Below are 15385 nucleotides of genomic sequence, written 5' to 3' on the forward strand. Positions count from 1 at the left end.
TAATTGGTAAATATGCGCAATATTCGGCACTTTTTATCCGCTTATTTTCCCTATAGTTTCTGGGATAAATTTGAATAGCGCGTCACCGATATTACTTTTGCCGAAATTTTGTAATCACTGATTCTCTCTCATCACCAACCCGCTCCTTTCCTTCTGGTTAATGAGCCGATTACAGGCTATTATTCAGCTCACTAACTGAGCCGAATAGCATCGCTATTCGACTCATGCGACTCCGGAGCAACTTCATGATGTGGATTTGGCAGCAGCCTGACTGGCCGCAGTTCCGCTGGCAGGATGAAAAATTATTGCCACGCTTGCGCCAGCTGCAGCAGCAACGTGGCGTATTGCTGGGGCGCGCCAGCGTGCAAGATAATAGCGATCAACAGACGCTGGATACGCTGCTGAGTAACATCCTGTCATCCTCAGCGATTGAGGATGAACGCGTTAATGCGCAGTCGGTAAGATCGTCTCTTGCGCGCCGTTTAGGCGTTTCGCTCAACCAACCTTATCCGGTTTCCGAACGTTCAGAAGGTTTGGCAACCATGATGATGGACGCCATCACTCAGCGCGATGAAGCGCTCACGCTGCCACGTTTGTGCCAGTGGCATCGCTGGTTGTTCCCCGCAAGTGAATGGACGTTCAAGCGATTGAATGTCGGAACGCTGCGCGGTGAAGAGCCGATGCAGGTGGTTTCGGGCCGTATCGATCGACCAACAGTGCATTTCGAAGCGCCACCGCGCGCCGGGCTGGAAGCGCAGCTCAACGAATTTGTCCGCTGGTTTAATCATAGCCGCGAAGATCCCCTACTTGATCCGCTGCTACGCGCCGCGCTTTGCCACCTGTGGTTTGTCACGCTGCACCCGTTTGATGATGGCAACGGACGTATCACCCGCGCTTTGACCGACCTGGCACTGGCACAGGCTGATAGCCAAAGCATCCGTTTGTATGCCATGTCGGCGTCGATTCTGACGCGACGTGCAGATTATTACTGCATTCTGCAGGAGACGCAGCGTGGTGAACTGGACGTCACGACCTGGCTGCTGTGGTTTTTCGATGTGCTGAATGAAAGCCTGGAGCACGCGCTGGAGGCCGTTACGCGCACGCAAAATAAAGCACGCTTCTGGTTGATGCACAATGCGGCCGAGCTAAGTGCGGAACAAACCCGCGTGTTGAATCGTTTGCTGGATGGCGGTGAACAGGGCTTTAGCGATGGCATCAGCGCCGGCCAATATCAGAAGGTGGCGAAAGTGAGTAAAGCCACGGCGACGCGCCATTTAGCGGAATTAGTGATGAAAGGCTGTCTGGAGAAATTACCCGGCGGCGGGCGCAGCACCCGCTACCAGATCAAACGTTAAAACGCGCCGGTGCGCATGAATCTGTTAATAAGCACTTAGCTAAATCACCGCACGTTTCGTAGCGGCGCGATTTATCGCGCGTATCAATGGCGACGCCGTGCCCATTGAAAGATAGCGCAATAAATTGCGCCGCTACAGTGTGTGCGTGGAGTGATATCAGGCTGCTTTAACCGCGCGGACTTTCTTTTCCGGCGCTGCCGCTTCAGCATCCGGTTCCGCAGATGCCTCAGTCAGCTCAGCAGGTTCGGCAACTTCCGCCGCGTCACTCTTCACCACGTCCGGGAGTTTGCTGGTACGCAGGATATGCTGCACCGCGTCTTTCTGTTCAGCCAACAGCAGACCCAATGCTTCGGCCTGCGCTTCATCCAGAGCTGGCTGATGCTGTTGCAGCCAATCGGTAAAGGCGTCTGCCATATCGAGCATTTTGTCCCAGGCATCCGCGTCTTTTTTGTTGGCAAACGTCATCTTCTCTTCACCCTTTCTGACTACAACATATTTGGTTTCGACTGCCATGATGCACCTCGATTGACTGTATTTATATACAGTATATTCTGATCAAACTTTTTCAGGCAATCACTTTCTGCCCTTAAGCCAGTAATTCTTCCAGGAAGAGCGCCAGCGCTTTGCGCGGATCGTCCTCTTCAGAAACGATCATCTCAATGCCCCACTGTCCCAGCACCTCTTTCGCCACCGGATTGTTACGGTTGGTGAACAGATAGGATTTGGGGCGCGCGGTGGCCAGTCCGGTTCGACCCCACATTTTTGTCAGGCGGTAGAATAGCAGACGAATATTGAAATCACTGATGCTGTAGCCGACAAACAATACCGAGTTACCCATCACGTCATGCGTCAATTTAATGTCGAGCGGCGAATCAAAATAGAGGCGCTCAAAGTAGCTGCTCTCATCCAATACAATCGAGGTATCGTCGTCGAAATCGCCGTGCAGCTTAATGATGTGGCGTTTGTCCTCGGTCAATGACACCAGGTCTGCGGCATTGGCTACCTTGCTGTAAGGCACGTTATGCGCTTCATGCGCCATCTCCAGCCAGCGGTCATAATTGGTGGTATAGATGCGTGAGAAATTGCCCTGGGTGATCATGGTGTGAATTTCAGAACTGCGTACGTCGATATCCGGACGATGCCATTCGCGATCCATCCAGCTGCGCAGCGGTCCAAGTGAACCTTTCCGCTGCTTATAATATTCCGCTAGCGACAGATGCGTGCCGTAAGTATTGAAAATCTTCGGGTCGTAACCCAACTCTTTAGCCAAATGGGCAATCAACTCATGCCACTCAGGCAGGCCAAGATTGCGCGAGATACCTGCACCCGCAAACAGGATCAGTTTACCGGCGTCGTAGGCGCGTTTGAGCTCCGGTTTCATGCCAGTCCCCGCGATGTTTTCAAGAAGGTAGCGAAGCGATCCAGCGCCAGGCGGCGCATGGAGATCTCATTTTTCAATTCACCCATTTCGGCAAAGGTTTGCGTGTGGCCTTCCGGGATAAACACACAGTCCCACTGAAACTCTTGCGGACCGGCAGGCTTAGTGGCAATAGTGCCGCGCAGCTCACCTTCAAACTGATACATTTTTTGTCCGTCGCAGTAGCCCAGCACGGTTTTCGCCGTGACGCAGGGACTGTCCAAACCATTCACCAGTTTGGTAAAACGTTCGGCATTGAGACGGCTCCAGAAGATGCGCGTCAGCCCGGCCGGTAAGCCATTTAAGCCGTCCAGATACAATCCGGTATGCTCAACGAACAGTGGGCGACCAATAATCGAGAACGCCTTAGTGAGCTTATCGCGCACCAGTTCAACTTCATTTTCCGTCTGGATCTCTTCGATACGGCGTGCGATAGGAAGAACCTCGACGCCCACCGGCTCAAGGATGGTACGCACCTCGGCCAGCTTTAGTTCATTTGCGGACAGGAATCGTATTTTCATTGCAATCAGTAAGTTAAGAGTGAATTTACGTTCTGAAACAGCCTGTTGATTATGCTTTCATTCTAACGCGTGAAGGGTTAACTGGGTAGGAACAATCTCTTTCATCAGCCAAAGCACAGTTGATCGGGATGTGTTTAGCTCATCGCGCACTGCGCAAAATTGCAGAACGCTTGAACCACCTGAGTAGAAAAAATTAGACAATTGTCATTGCCTGGGCCAAATTTTAAATCAGCTCAGCCAAATGTAAAATTTAAGCAAAAAGTTATGGCACTCGCCTCGCTTAACCCTAGAATAGTTATAGCAAAATATTAAATTAATATGACAGTAAAGAAATGAGAACTGCAGATGATCTCTTATTTTAATTCCAGATATTCTATGGTAAAGAACCTGCCCTTTATTTTACAAGGTGACAGTCCTGAGAAAAAATTACGCTTAACCTTATTAATTGCAGGGTTTTCAAGCATTTTAGCCGGCACCTATATGGTGGTAAGCAATTTCTACAGCGGGCACAATGAGATTGCAGGTCTATATTGCTTGAGCACGGCCTTTGGATTTTATATTTCAGCCGCCGCTTTTCGTGACCAGCTGAATAAACATCTGTATGTCATCGTCCATGCTTTGTTACTGATCATAATGCTACTGTTCCTGCTGGATAATGGTCATGCGATTGAAAAACACTCCGAATACAACTATCTGATTGCGTTAACCGTGGGATCGGCGTTGGTGTTACGTCAGCAATCACCCTATTTAAGCAAGATATTTCCGCTAATCTGTCTGGCGGTTTATCTGTTTTTCATTTCGACCGGATTGACCTGGCAGTTCAAACAGTTCCATTTTAATTTCCCGCAAGAATCGGGATTCTATATCGTAAACTGCGCGGTACCGATGATTTCACTGTTATTAACCGCCTTTACCCTGCGCGGTAACTACTCTGAAACTGACCTAATCAAACGTGAGCTTGCGCTGGCGATGGGTAAAAACCAATTGGAGCTCTATTACCAGCCTCAGGTCGACAGTGATAAGAAGCTGATTGGTTTCGAAGCGCTATTGCGCTGGAAGCACCCTGCCAAAGGATTTATCTCCCCTGAAGTGTTTATTCCCGTCGCGGAGAAAAGCGGCTTAATTATCGAAATCGGTAAATGGGTCATGGAGCGCACTCTGCAGCAAATCGCCGAATGGGATCGTGCGCAATATCTGGGCGATTTAGTCTTCTCTATTAACATCAGTCCACTGCAGTTAATGCACAGAGATTTTACTCAGGACACGTTACTGGCACTGTCACATTACAAAATTCGACCTGAACGCTTGAAGTTCGAAATCACTGAGACGACGTTTATTTACGATCAAAAGCGCATTGGCGATGTTATCAGCCACTTTAGCCAGCTAGGTATCAAGTGGGCGATTGATGACTTTGGCGTAGGCTATTCGTCGCTGAAATCAATTAGCGACTTCGCCATTGATGATATAAAGATTGATAAATCGCTGATTATGCAAATATTCAAGAATGAATCATCGGCAATTGTAGTGCAGAAAACCATTGAGCTATCACGTGAAATGGGGATGAAGGTCCTCGCCGAAGGCATCGAAAGCGAGGAATATTTCACTTACCTGCGCGATAAAGGTTGTCACTTGTTCCAGGGCTATCATTTTGCCCGACCGCTTCCCGTGGCCGATGCAGCGCTATGGATTAAAAAAGCCAAAATATAAATCACTATTTAACCGGTGCGCATCATTGCGCACCTTACGATCTCATGGGGTCGCCATTAATGGCGACCGGTACAAGGCATACTCATTAAAACAGCAATTTCGCAAGTGAAAGACCCGCTCCTAAGGTTACAAATTGGGTAGTCACCATCCATTTAGTTTGCGTCATCATCGCTTTATACAAATCTACCTTTATCGCCGCAACATCCTCTTTAGTGGCGTAATTGGACTTGATCACCGCCACATCCGCTTTCACCGCAGCCACATCCTCCTTAGTCGCATAATTTGACTTGATTACCGCCACATCCGCCTTAACTGATTCCACATCCTGTTTCGTGGCATAGTTCGACTTAATAACTGCCACATCCGCGACCAATACGGTCACGTTATCTTCCAGCCTTTTAACCCGTTCTTGCATTCCTTTTCCTCCGCCCGGTGGTTGTCCGCCTTGATCGCATTTAGGTCGACGGCACGAATAATTGATAACGCTTTTACTTAACGGTTCAGCTAACATTACTTCACCCCAATCTTGTTTGCTATTGATTGGGTGATGCAGGTCGACGGTAAGCCATATCATCAAACTCCCTTTTAATATGGTGAACGTTAAACACCGCACTCGCCCAAAACCATCAGTATCGTGGCACAGCAATTCTTAAAAAACATTAGCGTTTGCCATAAGTAGTGGAAATTAAAAAATACCACTAAGCGCAATCATTTATTAAATGGCGCAATAAAATGCGCAGCCACCTAAATAAAACAAAAAAGCCCACGACTTTTACATCGTGAGCTTTCTCGCAAAATCAGGCCAATTAAAAACAATTACTGATAAACAATGCCCGGTGGATTAACCTGAGATGTTTCAACCGCCTCCTCCTGTTCACCCCAGCGCGCCAGCACCTGTTTGTACTCGCCGCTGGCGATAGCGCCGTTAATCGCCTGCTGCAGCGCCACGTCCAGGCCATTCCCTTTCTTCGTCGTTACCGCCACCCATGCGCGGAACGGGCCGTGGCCGACGATTTTGGTTTGTCCGCGTGAGGCAACCTTCCATGCCGCCAGCGCCTGCGGGCCAAACGACGCATCCGCGCGTCCGGAAAGCAGCGCCAGCGTTGCCGCCGCATCATCATTGAGATAAATCGGTTGCACCGGCGCTAAGCCCTGCGCACGGTTCTTCTCATCCCAGCCGAGCAGAATACGCTCCTGATTGGTACCGGAACCGACGATGATGCGTTTACCCGCCACATCCTCGCGCCCTTTGATTGCGGTAATCGCGCTGTTGGTTTTCACCGCAAACGCGTGGTTATCCGCGCGATAGGTGGCGAAATCGAACTTCTTCTTGCGCTCCTCGGTCACCGCAATATTGAACATGGCCACGTCATAGCGTCCGGCGGTTATGCCCAGCGGCCAATCTTCCCACGCCGCCGGCACCAGTTTCAATTTAAGGCCCAGACTATCCGCCAGCAGGCGCGCCATATCCGGATCGCTGCCAATTAGCGTCTTATTATCCGACGCCCACAACCCAATCGGCGGTGAATTCATCGCGGTAGTCGCTACCGTTAAATAGCCTGGATTGACGAAATGAAAACCGGCCGGAATTTTGGCAATCGCCTGCGGATTGGCGGCAATATTGATTGGCGTTTCGTTATTTTTGGCATCCAGCGTTTCTGCCGCGATAGCCGGAGAGGCCAACATCGCGCTCAGTAGCGCTGTAATAATTACACGTTGCATTAAAGTACCCGCGCCAGAAAACGTTTAGTGCGCTCATGGCGCGGCTGATTCAGCACCTGATGGCTGCTGCCCTGCTCAACAATGCGGCCGTCGACCATAAACACCACGTTATCGGCCACTTCACGTGCAAAGCCAACTTCATGCGTCACAATCACCAGCGTGGTACCGGAACGCGCCAGCTTTTTAATCACGTCCAGTACTTCGCCCACCAGCTCGGGATCGAGTGCCGATGTCGGTTCGTCAAACAGCATCACGCGTGGATTGAGCATCAGCGCCCGCGCAATGGCGATACGCTGCTGCTGACCGCCGGAGAGATGACGCGGCCAGGCATCGGCTTTGTGGCGCAACCCCACCACATCCAGCAGATCGCCCGCGCGATCGATAGCTTCACGCCGCGACAGCTGACGATGCGCAATCGGCGCTTCAATCAGGTTCTCCAGCACCGTCAGATGCGGGAACAAGTTGAAGTTCTGGAACACGTAGCCGACGTTGATGCGCTGACGCAGAATCGCCTTTTCCTTCAGCTCATAAAGCTTGTCGCCGCGCCGCTGATAGCCAATATAGTCGCCATCAATCTGGATATACCCTTCATCGACGCGCTCCAAATGGTTAATGGTGCGCAGCAGCGTCGATTTACCCGAACCGGATGGACCGAGGATTACTGTGACCGATCCCGGTTCCAGTTCCAGGGACACGTCATCCAGCGCTTTTAGCTTGCCGAACGATTTGCTCACGCCGGTAATGCTAATTGCGCCAGCGGTATGCAGATTCTTGCGGTAATCAATGGCTTCGGACATGGGAGAGCTCCTCGGTTGCAGGTTTGGCGCTGCGGTTACGCCATTGACGCCAGCGCGACGGCTGTGGTTCACGCGTGACGCTGCGTGCCAGCCAGCGCTCAACGCTGTGCTGCAGCAGTGACAACACGGTGGTGATAATCAGATACCAGGCGGCACCGACCATCAGCAGCGGAATCACCTGCTGGGTACGGTTGTAGATCATCTGGATGGTGTAAAACAGCTCCGGCATCGCCAGCACGTACACCATTGAGGTGCCTTTGGCGAGGCTGATAATTTCGTTAAACGTAGTAGGAATGATCGCGCGTAGCGCCTGCGGCAGAATGATGCGGAAAGTACGCCGCGTTGAGGACAAACCGAGCGCCGATGCCGCTTCAAACTGACCGTGGTCGACACCCAAAAAGCCGCCGCGAATGATCTCGGCGCTGTAGGCGCTCTGCACCAACGTCAACCCAATCACCGCTGCCGGGAACTGACCGAGCACGTTTATGGTCTGGAAATGGCCCCACGACAGCGCGGTAAACGGAATACCGAGCGACAGCGTGTCGTATAGATAGGAGAAATTGTACAGGATGATCAGCACCACAATCAGCGGCAGCGAGCGGAACAGCCAGATATAGCCGAACGCCAGCGTGCTCAGCAGCCACGATGACGAAAGCCGCGCCAGCGCCAGCAGGCCGCCGAAGATCAGGCTGAGAAGAGTGCCAAACAGCGTTAGCAGCAGCGTTTGCCCTAAACCGCTGAGGATCACCGGATCAAAAAACCATTTGGCGAACACGCCCCATTCCCAGCGCGGGTTAAAGGCAACGGAATCGATCACGCTGGCCAGAATAAACAGCGCGACTATCGCGCCGACGGTACGTGCCGGATATCGCGCCGGCACCACGGTTAATCGTTGTTGATCGTTCATTGTTACTCCTTAGCTGGCCTGCGCCACGCTATGCACATCAATCACTTTCAGGAAGCGCAAGCGTCCATCGTGTGGCGGGCGGCTGTAGATCTCCATATCCTCCAGCAGCTCAAACTGTGGCTGATAACCGTGGCCGATATACAGCTTCACCGCTTCCGGCTGGCGGAAACCGGTGGTGAGAAACACGCGCTGGTAACCCGCGCGCAGCGCGCGCCGCTCCAGTTCCTGCAGGATCAGCAGCGCCAAACCCTGACGACGCAGATCGCTGCGCGTCCAGATGCGCTTGAACTCGGCGGTCACCGCGTCATACGGTTTGTAAGCCCCCATGGCGATAATCTCGCCGTCGCGCTCCAGCACAATAAATAGCCCGCGCGGCGGCAAATACCATTCGGTCAGCTCAACCTCTTTTTGGCTGGTAAAGAATTCGCCGTAGCGCGCCGTATACTCGCCAAACAGTCCAGTCAAAATCGGCTGCAGCTCCGGCGCTTCCGGTGACACTTCGCGGAAAAATTGCTCGCTCATGCGGCCTCCTTAGTCGCCCAAGCCGGCTGGATTGATTTCGGAACTGTCGATGCGCTCGACGCCTTCCCCCCAGCGCTTCAGCACCTTGTCGTAATCACCGTTCTTGATCACGCCATTCAGCGCGGTGTTGATCGGCTGCACCAGGCCGCCATCTTTCTTCACCGTCACCGCGATGTGTGCCGCTTTCGGCCAGCCACCATCGACGCTGCCCACCAAACGCGTCTGTTTAGTCAACGCCGCTTTCCACGCGCCAATCACGTTGGGGCCAAAAAAGGCATCCGCGCGACCCGACTGCAGCGCCAGGGTTTGTGCCGCATCGTCTTTGGTATACACCGGCGTAAACGGCTTCAACCCTTTGGCCTGATTCTCTTTATCCCAGGCCAACAGGATCGACTCCTGATTGGTGCCGGAGCCGACGATAATGCGCAGTCCGGCGATATCTTCTGCTTTGGTGATCGCCTTAATCGGGCTGGTGGATTTAACGTAAAAACCGAGTGAATCTTTGCGGTAGGTGGCGAAATCGAAGCGCTCTTTACGCTCTTTGGTGACGGTCACGTTACTGATCGCCGCATCGTATTTACCCGATGCCACGCCAAGCGGCCAGTCTTCCCACGAGGTTGGCACCACGTTAAGTTTCAAACCCAGGCTATCGGCGACTAAGCGGGCGATATCCACTTCGCTGCCGAGCAGGGTTTTGTTGTCATCACTGAACACCGTCAGCGGCGGTGAGTTGAGCGCGGCGACGGCCACAGTGAATGAACCTGGCACCGCGAAGCGATGTCCGGCCGGAATCTGCGCCACAGCGGCGTCATTCTTTGCGGTATTGATCGGCGTTTTGTTGGCTTCCACACTGACATTCTGACCGTTAACCGCCACATCCTCGGCAAATACGGCGCTGCTCATGCCCAGCAACAGCAGCGCGATAAGGGATTTTTTCTGCATAGCGTTTTCTCGACTCTTATTGTTGTGTGAATTGGTTAAGCGGATCTTTTAGGCCAAAGCTGGCACGCAGCGTGGTGCCGGGATATTCGGTACGGGTTAAGCCGCGCGCTTGCAGAATCGGTACCACGCGATCGACAAAGCGTTCGAAGGTATCGGGCGTGCCGCCCTGAATGATGAAGCCATCGGTCGCTTCGCTCTCAAACCACAGCTGCAAACCGTCAGCCACCTGCTCTGGCGTGCCGTGGAACAATGGACGCGGCGTCGCAGCCTCCAATGCCGCCTGACGTAGCGTATGACCGTGCTCGCGCGCCTTGCGTTTGATTTCGTCGGTGGTGCTGCGGAAGCTGTTCTGACCGATAGCGCCGAGTTCCGGGAACGGTTCATCCAGCGGATATTGCGAGAAGTCATGATGATCGAAGAAGCGACCGAGATAGTTGAGCGCATCCTTGATGGAAACCAGCGCCGCGGTGGTTTGATACTGCTGCTCCACATCTTCCGCGCTATCGCCCACAATCACGCCGACGCCCTGGAAAATGTGCAAATCGCCTGGCTCACGGCCGTTCGCCACCAGCTGCTTTTTCACATCGCGGTAGAACTCCTGCGCTTCTTCACGCGTCGGCTGATGGGTAAAAATGGCATCGGCATGGCGCGCCGCCAGCTTTCTGCCATCTTCAGACGCGCCCGCCTGAAACACCACTGGACGGCCTTGCGGCGTGCGTTCGATGTTCAGCGGCCCCTGCACCTGGAAGAAATCGCCGTGGTGATTCAAGGTGTGCAGTTTGCTGGCATCAAAGAACTGACCGCTCTCTTTATTGCGCACGAAAGCATCGTGTTCCCACGAATCCCACAGCCCTTTCACCACTTGCAGATACTCATCGGCAATGCGATAGCGCAGCGCGTGTTCCGGATGCTGCTGACGCGAGAAGTTCTTCGCCGATCCCTCCAGCGGCGAGGTCACTACGTTCCAGCCGGCGCGACCGCCGCTCAGATGATCGAGGCTGGCAAACTGACGCGCCACGGTGAAGGGTTCGCTATAGGACGTGGACACGGTGCCGACCAAACCGAGATGCTCGGTGACGCCCGCCAGTGCCGACAGCAGCGTCAGCGGTTCAAAGCGATTAAGAAAATGCGGGATCGATTTTTCGTTAATAAACAGACCATCGGCGACAAACAGGAAATCCAGCTTGCCCGCTTCCGCCTTACGCGCGATGTGTTTGGCATAGTCAAAATTGATACTGGCATCGGCCAGCGCCGCCGGATGACGCCACGCGGACATATTGCCAGATGCGCCATGCAGGATGGTGCCCAATCGCAGTTGTCTTGCAGTCATAATGTTCTCTCTTTTGGCAAGGCGCAGCCTGACGGCGACAGAGCGTTGCCGTGCAGAACAGGTATTAAATGAGTGAATCGAGTTAGTTCAGGATGGCGTCACGACATCGCGCATTAAGGTGCTGCAACGCTTGCTGAGCCAGTTGCGTAAAGTAGTGTGCAGCGGGGGCAATCAGCGCTTCATCAGGGTTGAAGCCGCCATGATGCAGACCAAACTCGCTGGCGCTGCCAATGCTGACAAACGCGCCGGGGATGTGCTGTAAGTAGAATGCGAAATCTTCACCGCCAAGATGTAGCTCGGCGGTTTGCACGCGATAACCCACTTGCTGCGCCACGTGGCTGGCAAACTGCGCCCAGCGCGCATCGTTCTCCAGCACCGGAGGGCCAGGATGCCAGCTAAAGGTTGCGCTGGCACCGTTGGCTGCCGCGATGTTCTCTACCAGGGTGCGTGCGCGCTGTTCAAGCTCGGCGCGCACCTGCTTGTCATGGGTGCGCACCGTGCCGCCAAATTCAGCCTCACCGGGCAGCACGTTCCAGGTTTTGCCGGCGTCGATGCGCGTGACGCTCAGCACTAAGCTATCCAGCGTATTGAAGCTACGGCTGGTGAGCGATTGCAGCGCCTGAATGATCTGGCTGGCGACCACAATGCTATCGACGCCCTCTTCCGGGTGCGCTGCATGCGCGCCTTTACCGCCCACGCGTACGATAAATTTATCCGCATTGGCATAAAACGCGCCGCCGCGCGTGGCGAAGGTGCCGGTCGGTAAACCGGGTTCATTGTGCATACCGAAAATCGCCTGCACGCCGTCAAGCACCCCGGCATTAATCAGCTGGCGTGCACCGGTAGCGTTCTCTTCCGCCGGTTGGAACAGAATACGGATGCGGCCTGGCAACTGATCTTCAATCGCTTTCAGTTGTAATGCCGCACCCAGCATTACGGCGCTGTGCACGTCGTGACCGCAGGCGTGCATCACACCGCTATTGCGCGAGCGGTAAGCGAGTCCGGTGGCTTCGTGAATAGGTAACGCATCGATATCGGCACGCAGCGCAATCAGCGTGTCGCCGCGTCCCACTTCTACCACTACGCCGGTTTCCAGCGGGTAGTCCAGCAGACGCAAACCGGCGTCCTGTAACCAGCGGCGCAGGCGCGCAGTGGTTTCGACTTCGCGACCGGATAACTCCGGCCAGCTGTGCAGCTCGCGCCGCCAGTCGATCAGCTGATGTTCGCTAAATTGCGTCATACCTGCCTCCGGAATCGGCGAATCATGCCGTCACTAAACGGTGCGTGGCCAACAGTTCGAGTGATTTCACGCGCGCCTGCTCTTCAGCCACCGGCGTATCAATCACGAACTCTTCAATGCCGAAATTCTGATGCAGCGCATCCAGCTTGGCATGCACCTGCGCGGCAGTGCCTTTCAGCAACGATGGCGTGCGCGGTTCAATCACGTAATCGCTGTAGCCGCCCTGACGCACATAGCGTTCCGCCTGCTCAACGCTGCCTACATTGACGCTTGGGCCATCTTTTACGCTGACGTGATAGACGCGCAGCGTATCCACCAGCAGATCGGCTTCCGCCGGAGAATCTGCCACGACCACCTGCACCGCCACCAGCGCACGCTGGCCGTTGCTGTGCTGACGATAGCTATTGAGGACTTTCTCCATCAGCTGTGGATCGCCGTTGTGATGCGCAGCGAATACCAGCTGCCAGCCGAGTTCAGCCGCCAGTTTGGCGCTCTCTTCACTGGCACCCAGCAGGAAACGATTCGCCGGACGCGGCGGCTGCGGCGTGGCGCGCAAAATCTCTTCATCGCCTACCGGCGGCACCTGCAGCCAGCTATCCAGCAGCGTCAGCTGCTCCGCAAAGCTGCCTTTCTCCTGCAGATGGACACCAAGCTGCAGCGCCCGCGTGGAGAGCGGCAAGCCGCCCGGCGCTTTACCAACACCGATGTCGATGCGGCCAGGCGCCAGCGATGCCAGCAAGTTGAAGTTTTCCGCCACTTTGTAAGGGCTGTAGTGCTGCAGCATCACGCCACCGGAGCCAACGCGAATATGTTGTGTCTGGCCAATGATCCAGGCGATCAGCAGTTCCGGCGAAGGGCTCGCCAGACGATCGGTATTGTGATGCTCGGCCAACCAGAAGCGGTGATAGCCCCAGGCTTCCGCCTGTTGCGCCAGCTGTAAAGTGCGATGTAGCGCGTGACTGGCGGTCTCTCCATCGGCAATCGGCGATTTATCCAGCAAACTCAGTCGGTATGACATGCGCCTTATCCTTATCAACGTGAATATGGCGAGTAGTTTGGTGTGGTAATCACTGATTCGTAAAACATCATATTGTCGTATCTATATTTACTTTATGCATATCAGATAGATAGGCTAAGGCAATCTCGTTAAATCCCTTTTAAAACACACAATTAAGAAAACCGAATGGGGATTGTGATGGAGATATTTTGAAAATGTGACATTCCGTATAAAATTATTAAAACATCGTTTCAAAACGTGACGTAATTCATTCAATCGCAATTGCCTTATTTTTCCACGAAACATTTTATCTATGCTGGCACCACGCGGCTCCCTTCGGTAAATCACTGCGCCGCACCTCTGCCTCATCCTTTGCTGGAGAAAAAAGAATGACGTTTAAAAAATTACTGCTGGTAGTTTCGTTATCCTCCGCTGCAGCATTTTGCCCTGCCGTGGTGTCAGCGAAAGTCATCAAAGTGGCGGAAGTCCAACCCGCAGGCTATCCCACCGTTGTGGCGCTTGAGCACATGGGCGAGAAGCTTAAAAAAGCCACTGACGGGCGCTTAGAAATGAAAATTTATGCTGGCGGCGTGTTAGGCGATGAAGATCAAACGTTGCAGCAGGTGCAGCTTGGGGCTATCGATATGATTCGCGTGTCGCTGGCCCCGGTCACCACCATCGCCCCAGAAACCAGCGTGTTGACCTTGCCGTATGTTTTTCGCGATGAGAATCATATGCATCAGGTGTTAGACGGCGATATCGGCAAACAGATTGTCACAAAGTTCGATAACGACCCGAACGCCCGCATGATTTTCCTCGGCTGGACTGACGCGGGTGTGCGAAACATGATCACCAAAGAGCCGATCACCAAACCCGACGATCTCAAGGGCATGAAGATCCGTGTACAAAACAGTGCCATCTCACTGGCAACGTTAAAAGCGATGGGCGCGAATCCGGTAGCGATGGGCGTGAGTGAAGTGTTTAGCGCCATGCAAACGGGTGTTGTTGATGGCACCGAAAACAATCCCCCGACATTTGTCGCCCACAATTACATGCCCGTCACTAAGTACTACACCCTAACCGGTCACTTTATTCAGCCCGAAATGATCCTCTACTCCAAACCCTTATGGAATCGTCTATCCGCTGAGGATCAGGCCCTGCTGAAAAAATTAGGCAAAGAGGCGCAGGATGAAGAACGCCAGTTATGGGCCACCTACACGCAACAATCCGTTGAAAAGATGAAAGCGGGTGGCGTGACCTTCCAGCAAACCGATCGCGAAGCCTTCGTCAAGGCGACGCAGCCAGTGCGCGATCAATTTGGTGGCAAATATCAGGATCTGATGACACAGATTGCTGATGTGAAGTAATCCTCTCCACGCCACGTCTCTGCGTGGCGTTTTACTCAGGTAAACACGATGACTGCATATTCTCGTCTGATGGATGGGCTTTATTTACTGTGCATGGCGATTGCCGCCGTAGCGTTGTTGATCATGGTGACAGTAATTCCCATCGGGATTTTTTCTCGCTATGTGTTAAATGATGCGCTTTCCTGGCCTGAACCGGTCGCCATTATTTGCATGATCATCTTTACCTTTATTGGCGCGCCGGTGGGATTCCGCGCAGGTACGCATATCTGCGTGTCAATGATGACTGACCGACTCTCACCAGCCAATCAGCGCTGGCTGTTAAAACTGTCAGATCTGCTGATGATCGTCACCTGTGTGGTGATTTTCCGTGCCAGTTACAACCTGTGCGAAGCGATGTGGGTACAAACGCTGGCTTCTTTACCCATGGTGACTTACGGCGAAATGTATCTGCCCATCCCGATCGGCGCGGTATTTACGCTGTTGTTTGTAGCTGAGCGATTAATTAATGGCGATCAAAGCCAGCGCGCAATCGTCACTCTTGGTGGCACCCATTAAGCGGAG

16 protein-coding genes are annotated in these 15385 nt (G+C 53.4%); 4 read left to right on the top strand and 12 right to left on the bottom strand.

The features are described 5' to 3' along the window. The first annotated feature begins 248 nt into the window (after positions 1–248). Positions 249–1355, top strand: coding sequence for a Fic family protein (locus WH298_RS20990; protein WP_422616042.1), 1107 nt, complete (start codon positions 249–251; stop codon positions 1353–1355). A gap of 156 nt (positions 1356–1511) precedes the next feature. On the opposite strand, the gene WH298_RS20995 is transcribed toward WH298_RS20990, so the two are convergent. The 3 genes from WH298_RS20995 to WH298_RS21005 all read right to left on the bottom strand — a co-directional run bounded on the left by WH298_RS20995 (position 1512) and on the right by WH298_RS21005 (position 3293). Further along, positions 1512–1868 carry a YebG family protein gene (locus tag WH298_RS20995; RefSeq protein WP_180823916.1) on the bottom strand — a complete coding sequence of 119 codons (357 nt, stop codon included), beginning with the start codon at positions 1866–1868 and terminating at the stop codon, positions 1512–1514. A 73-nt stretch (positions 1869–1941) separates the two neighbouring features. Then, positions 1942–2736, bottom strand: coding sequence for an SIR2 family protein (locus WH298_RS21000; protein WP_008108794.1), 795 nt, complete (start codon positions 2734–2736; stop codon positions 1942–1944). Continuing rightward, positions 2733–3293: a non-canonical purine NTP pyrophosphatase gene (locus tag WH298_RS21005; protein ID WP_009128449.1), complete on the bottom strand. Its 561-nt coding sequence runs from the start codon at positions 3291–3293 to the stop codon at positions 2733–2735. Before WH298_RS21005 ends, WH298_RS21000 begins: the two co-directional genes overlap by 4 nt. 375 nt (positions 3294–3668) lie before the next feature. Here WH298_RS21005 and WH298_RS21010 point away from each other — a divergent pair, with 375 nt between their 5' ends. After that, positions 3669–5000, top strand: coding sequence for a putative bifunctional diguanylate cyclase/phosphodiesterase (locus WH298_RS21010; RefSeq protein ID WP_238344498.1), 1332 nt, complete (start codon positions 3669–3671; stop codon positions 4998–5000). 85 nt (positions 5001–5085) lie between these two features. Here WH298_RS21010 and WH298_RS21015 read toward each other — a convergent pair whose 3' ends face one another. The 9 genes from WH298_RS21015 to WH298_RS21055 form a co-directional block, all read right to left on the bottom strand. Next, the gene (locus WH298_RS21015) at positions 5086–5574 is read right to left on the bottom strand and encodes a hypothetical protein (RefSeq protein WP_238344499.1); all 489 of its coding nucleotides are present in this window, start codon (positions 5572–5574) and stop codon (positions 5086–5088) included. A gap of 242 nt (positions 5575–5816) precedes the next feature. Then, positions 5817–6722, bottom strand: coding sequence for an ABC transporter substrate-binding protein (locus tag WH298_RS21020; protein WP_180823918.1), 906 nt, complete (start codon positions 6720–6722; stop codon positions 5817–5819). After that, entirely contained in the window at positions 6722–7519 is a 798-nt protein-coding gene (locus tag WH298_RS21025) for an amino acid ABC transporter ATP-binding protein (protein WP_009128457.1), read from the bottom strand. The genes WH298_RS21020 and WH298_RS21025 overlap by 1 nt, the downstream gene beginning before the upstream one ends. After that, positions 7503–8426 (bottom strand): amino acid ABC transporter permease, encoded by a 924-nt coding sequence (locus WH298_RS21030; protein WP_009128459.1) that lies wholly within the window; start codon positions 8424–8426, stop codon positions 7503–7505. Before WH298_RS21030 ends, WH298_RS21025 begins: the two co-directional genes overlap by 17 nt. A gap of 9 nt (positions 8427–8435) precedes the next feature. Further along, entirely contained in the window at positions 8436–8948 is a 513-nt protein-coding gene (locus WH298_RS21035) for a GNAT family N-acetyltransferase (protein ID WP_009128461.1), read from the bottom strand. Between the two features lie 9 nt (positions 8949–8957). Beyond that, complete coding sequence (locus WH298_RS21040; RefSeq protein ID WP_009128463.1) at positions 8958–9890, bottom strand: ABC transporter substrate-binding protein; 933 nt, start codon at positions 9888–9890, stop codon at positions 8958–8960. 16 nt (positions 9891–9906) lie between these two features. Beyond that, positions 9907–11220, bottom strand: coding sequence for an LLM class flavin-dependent oxidoreductase (locus WH298_RS21045; RefSeq protein ID WP_180823919.1), 1314 nt, complete (start codon positions 11218–11220; stop codon positions 9907–9909). A gap of 82 nt (positions 11221–11302) precedes the next feature. Then, positions 11303–12460, bottom strand: a complete 1158-nt coding sequence (locus WH298_RS21050) for an amidohydrolase (protein ID WP_180823920.1) — start codon at positions 12458–12460, stop codon at positions 11303–11305. Positions 12461–12482: 22 nt separating this feature from the next. Then, a complete protein-coding gene (locus WH298_RS21055; protein ID WP_009128467.1) occupies positions 12483–13478 on the bottom strand; it encodes an MsnO8 family LLM class oxidoreductase in 996 nt (331 codons plus the stop codon). Positions 13479–13846: 368 nt separating this feature from the next. Between WH298_RS21055 and WH298_RS21060 the strand changes: the two genes are divergently transcribed. Together WH298_RS21060 and WH298_RS21065 are read left to right on the top strand one after the other, a co-directional pair. Further along, positions 13847–14824 (top strand): TRAP transporter substrate-binding protein, encoded by a 978-nt coding sequence (locus tag WH298_RS21060; protein ID WP_180823921.1) that lies wholly within the window; start codon positions 13847–13849, stop codon positions 14822–14824. A gap of 48 nt (positions 14825–14872) precedes the next feature. Beyond that, complete coding sequence (locus WH298_RS21065) at positions 14873–15379, top strand: TRAP transporter small permease (RefSeq protein ID WP_009128472.1); 507 nt, start codon at positions 14873–14875, stop codon at positions 15377–15379. The last annotated feature ends 6 nt before the right edge of the window (positions 15380–15385 follow it).

Source organism: Pantoea nemavictus (assembly GCF_037479095.1).
GTDB lineage: Bacteria > Pseudomonadota > Gammaproteobacteria > Enterobacterales > Enterobacteriaceae > Pantoea > Pantoea nemavictus.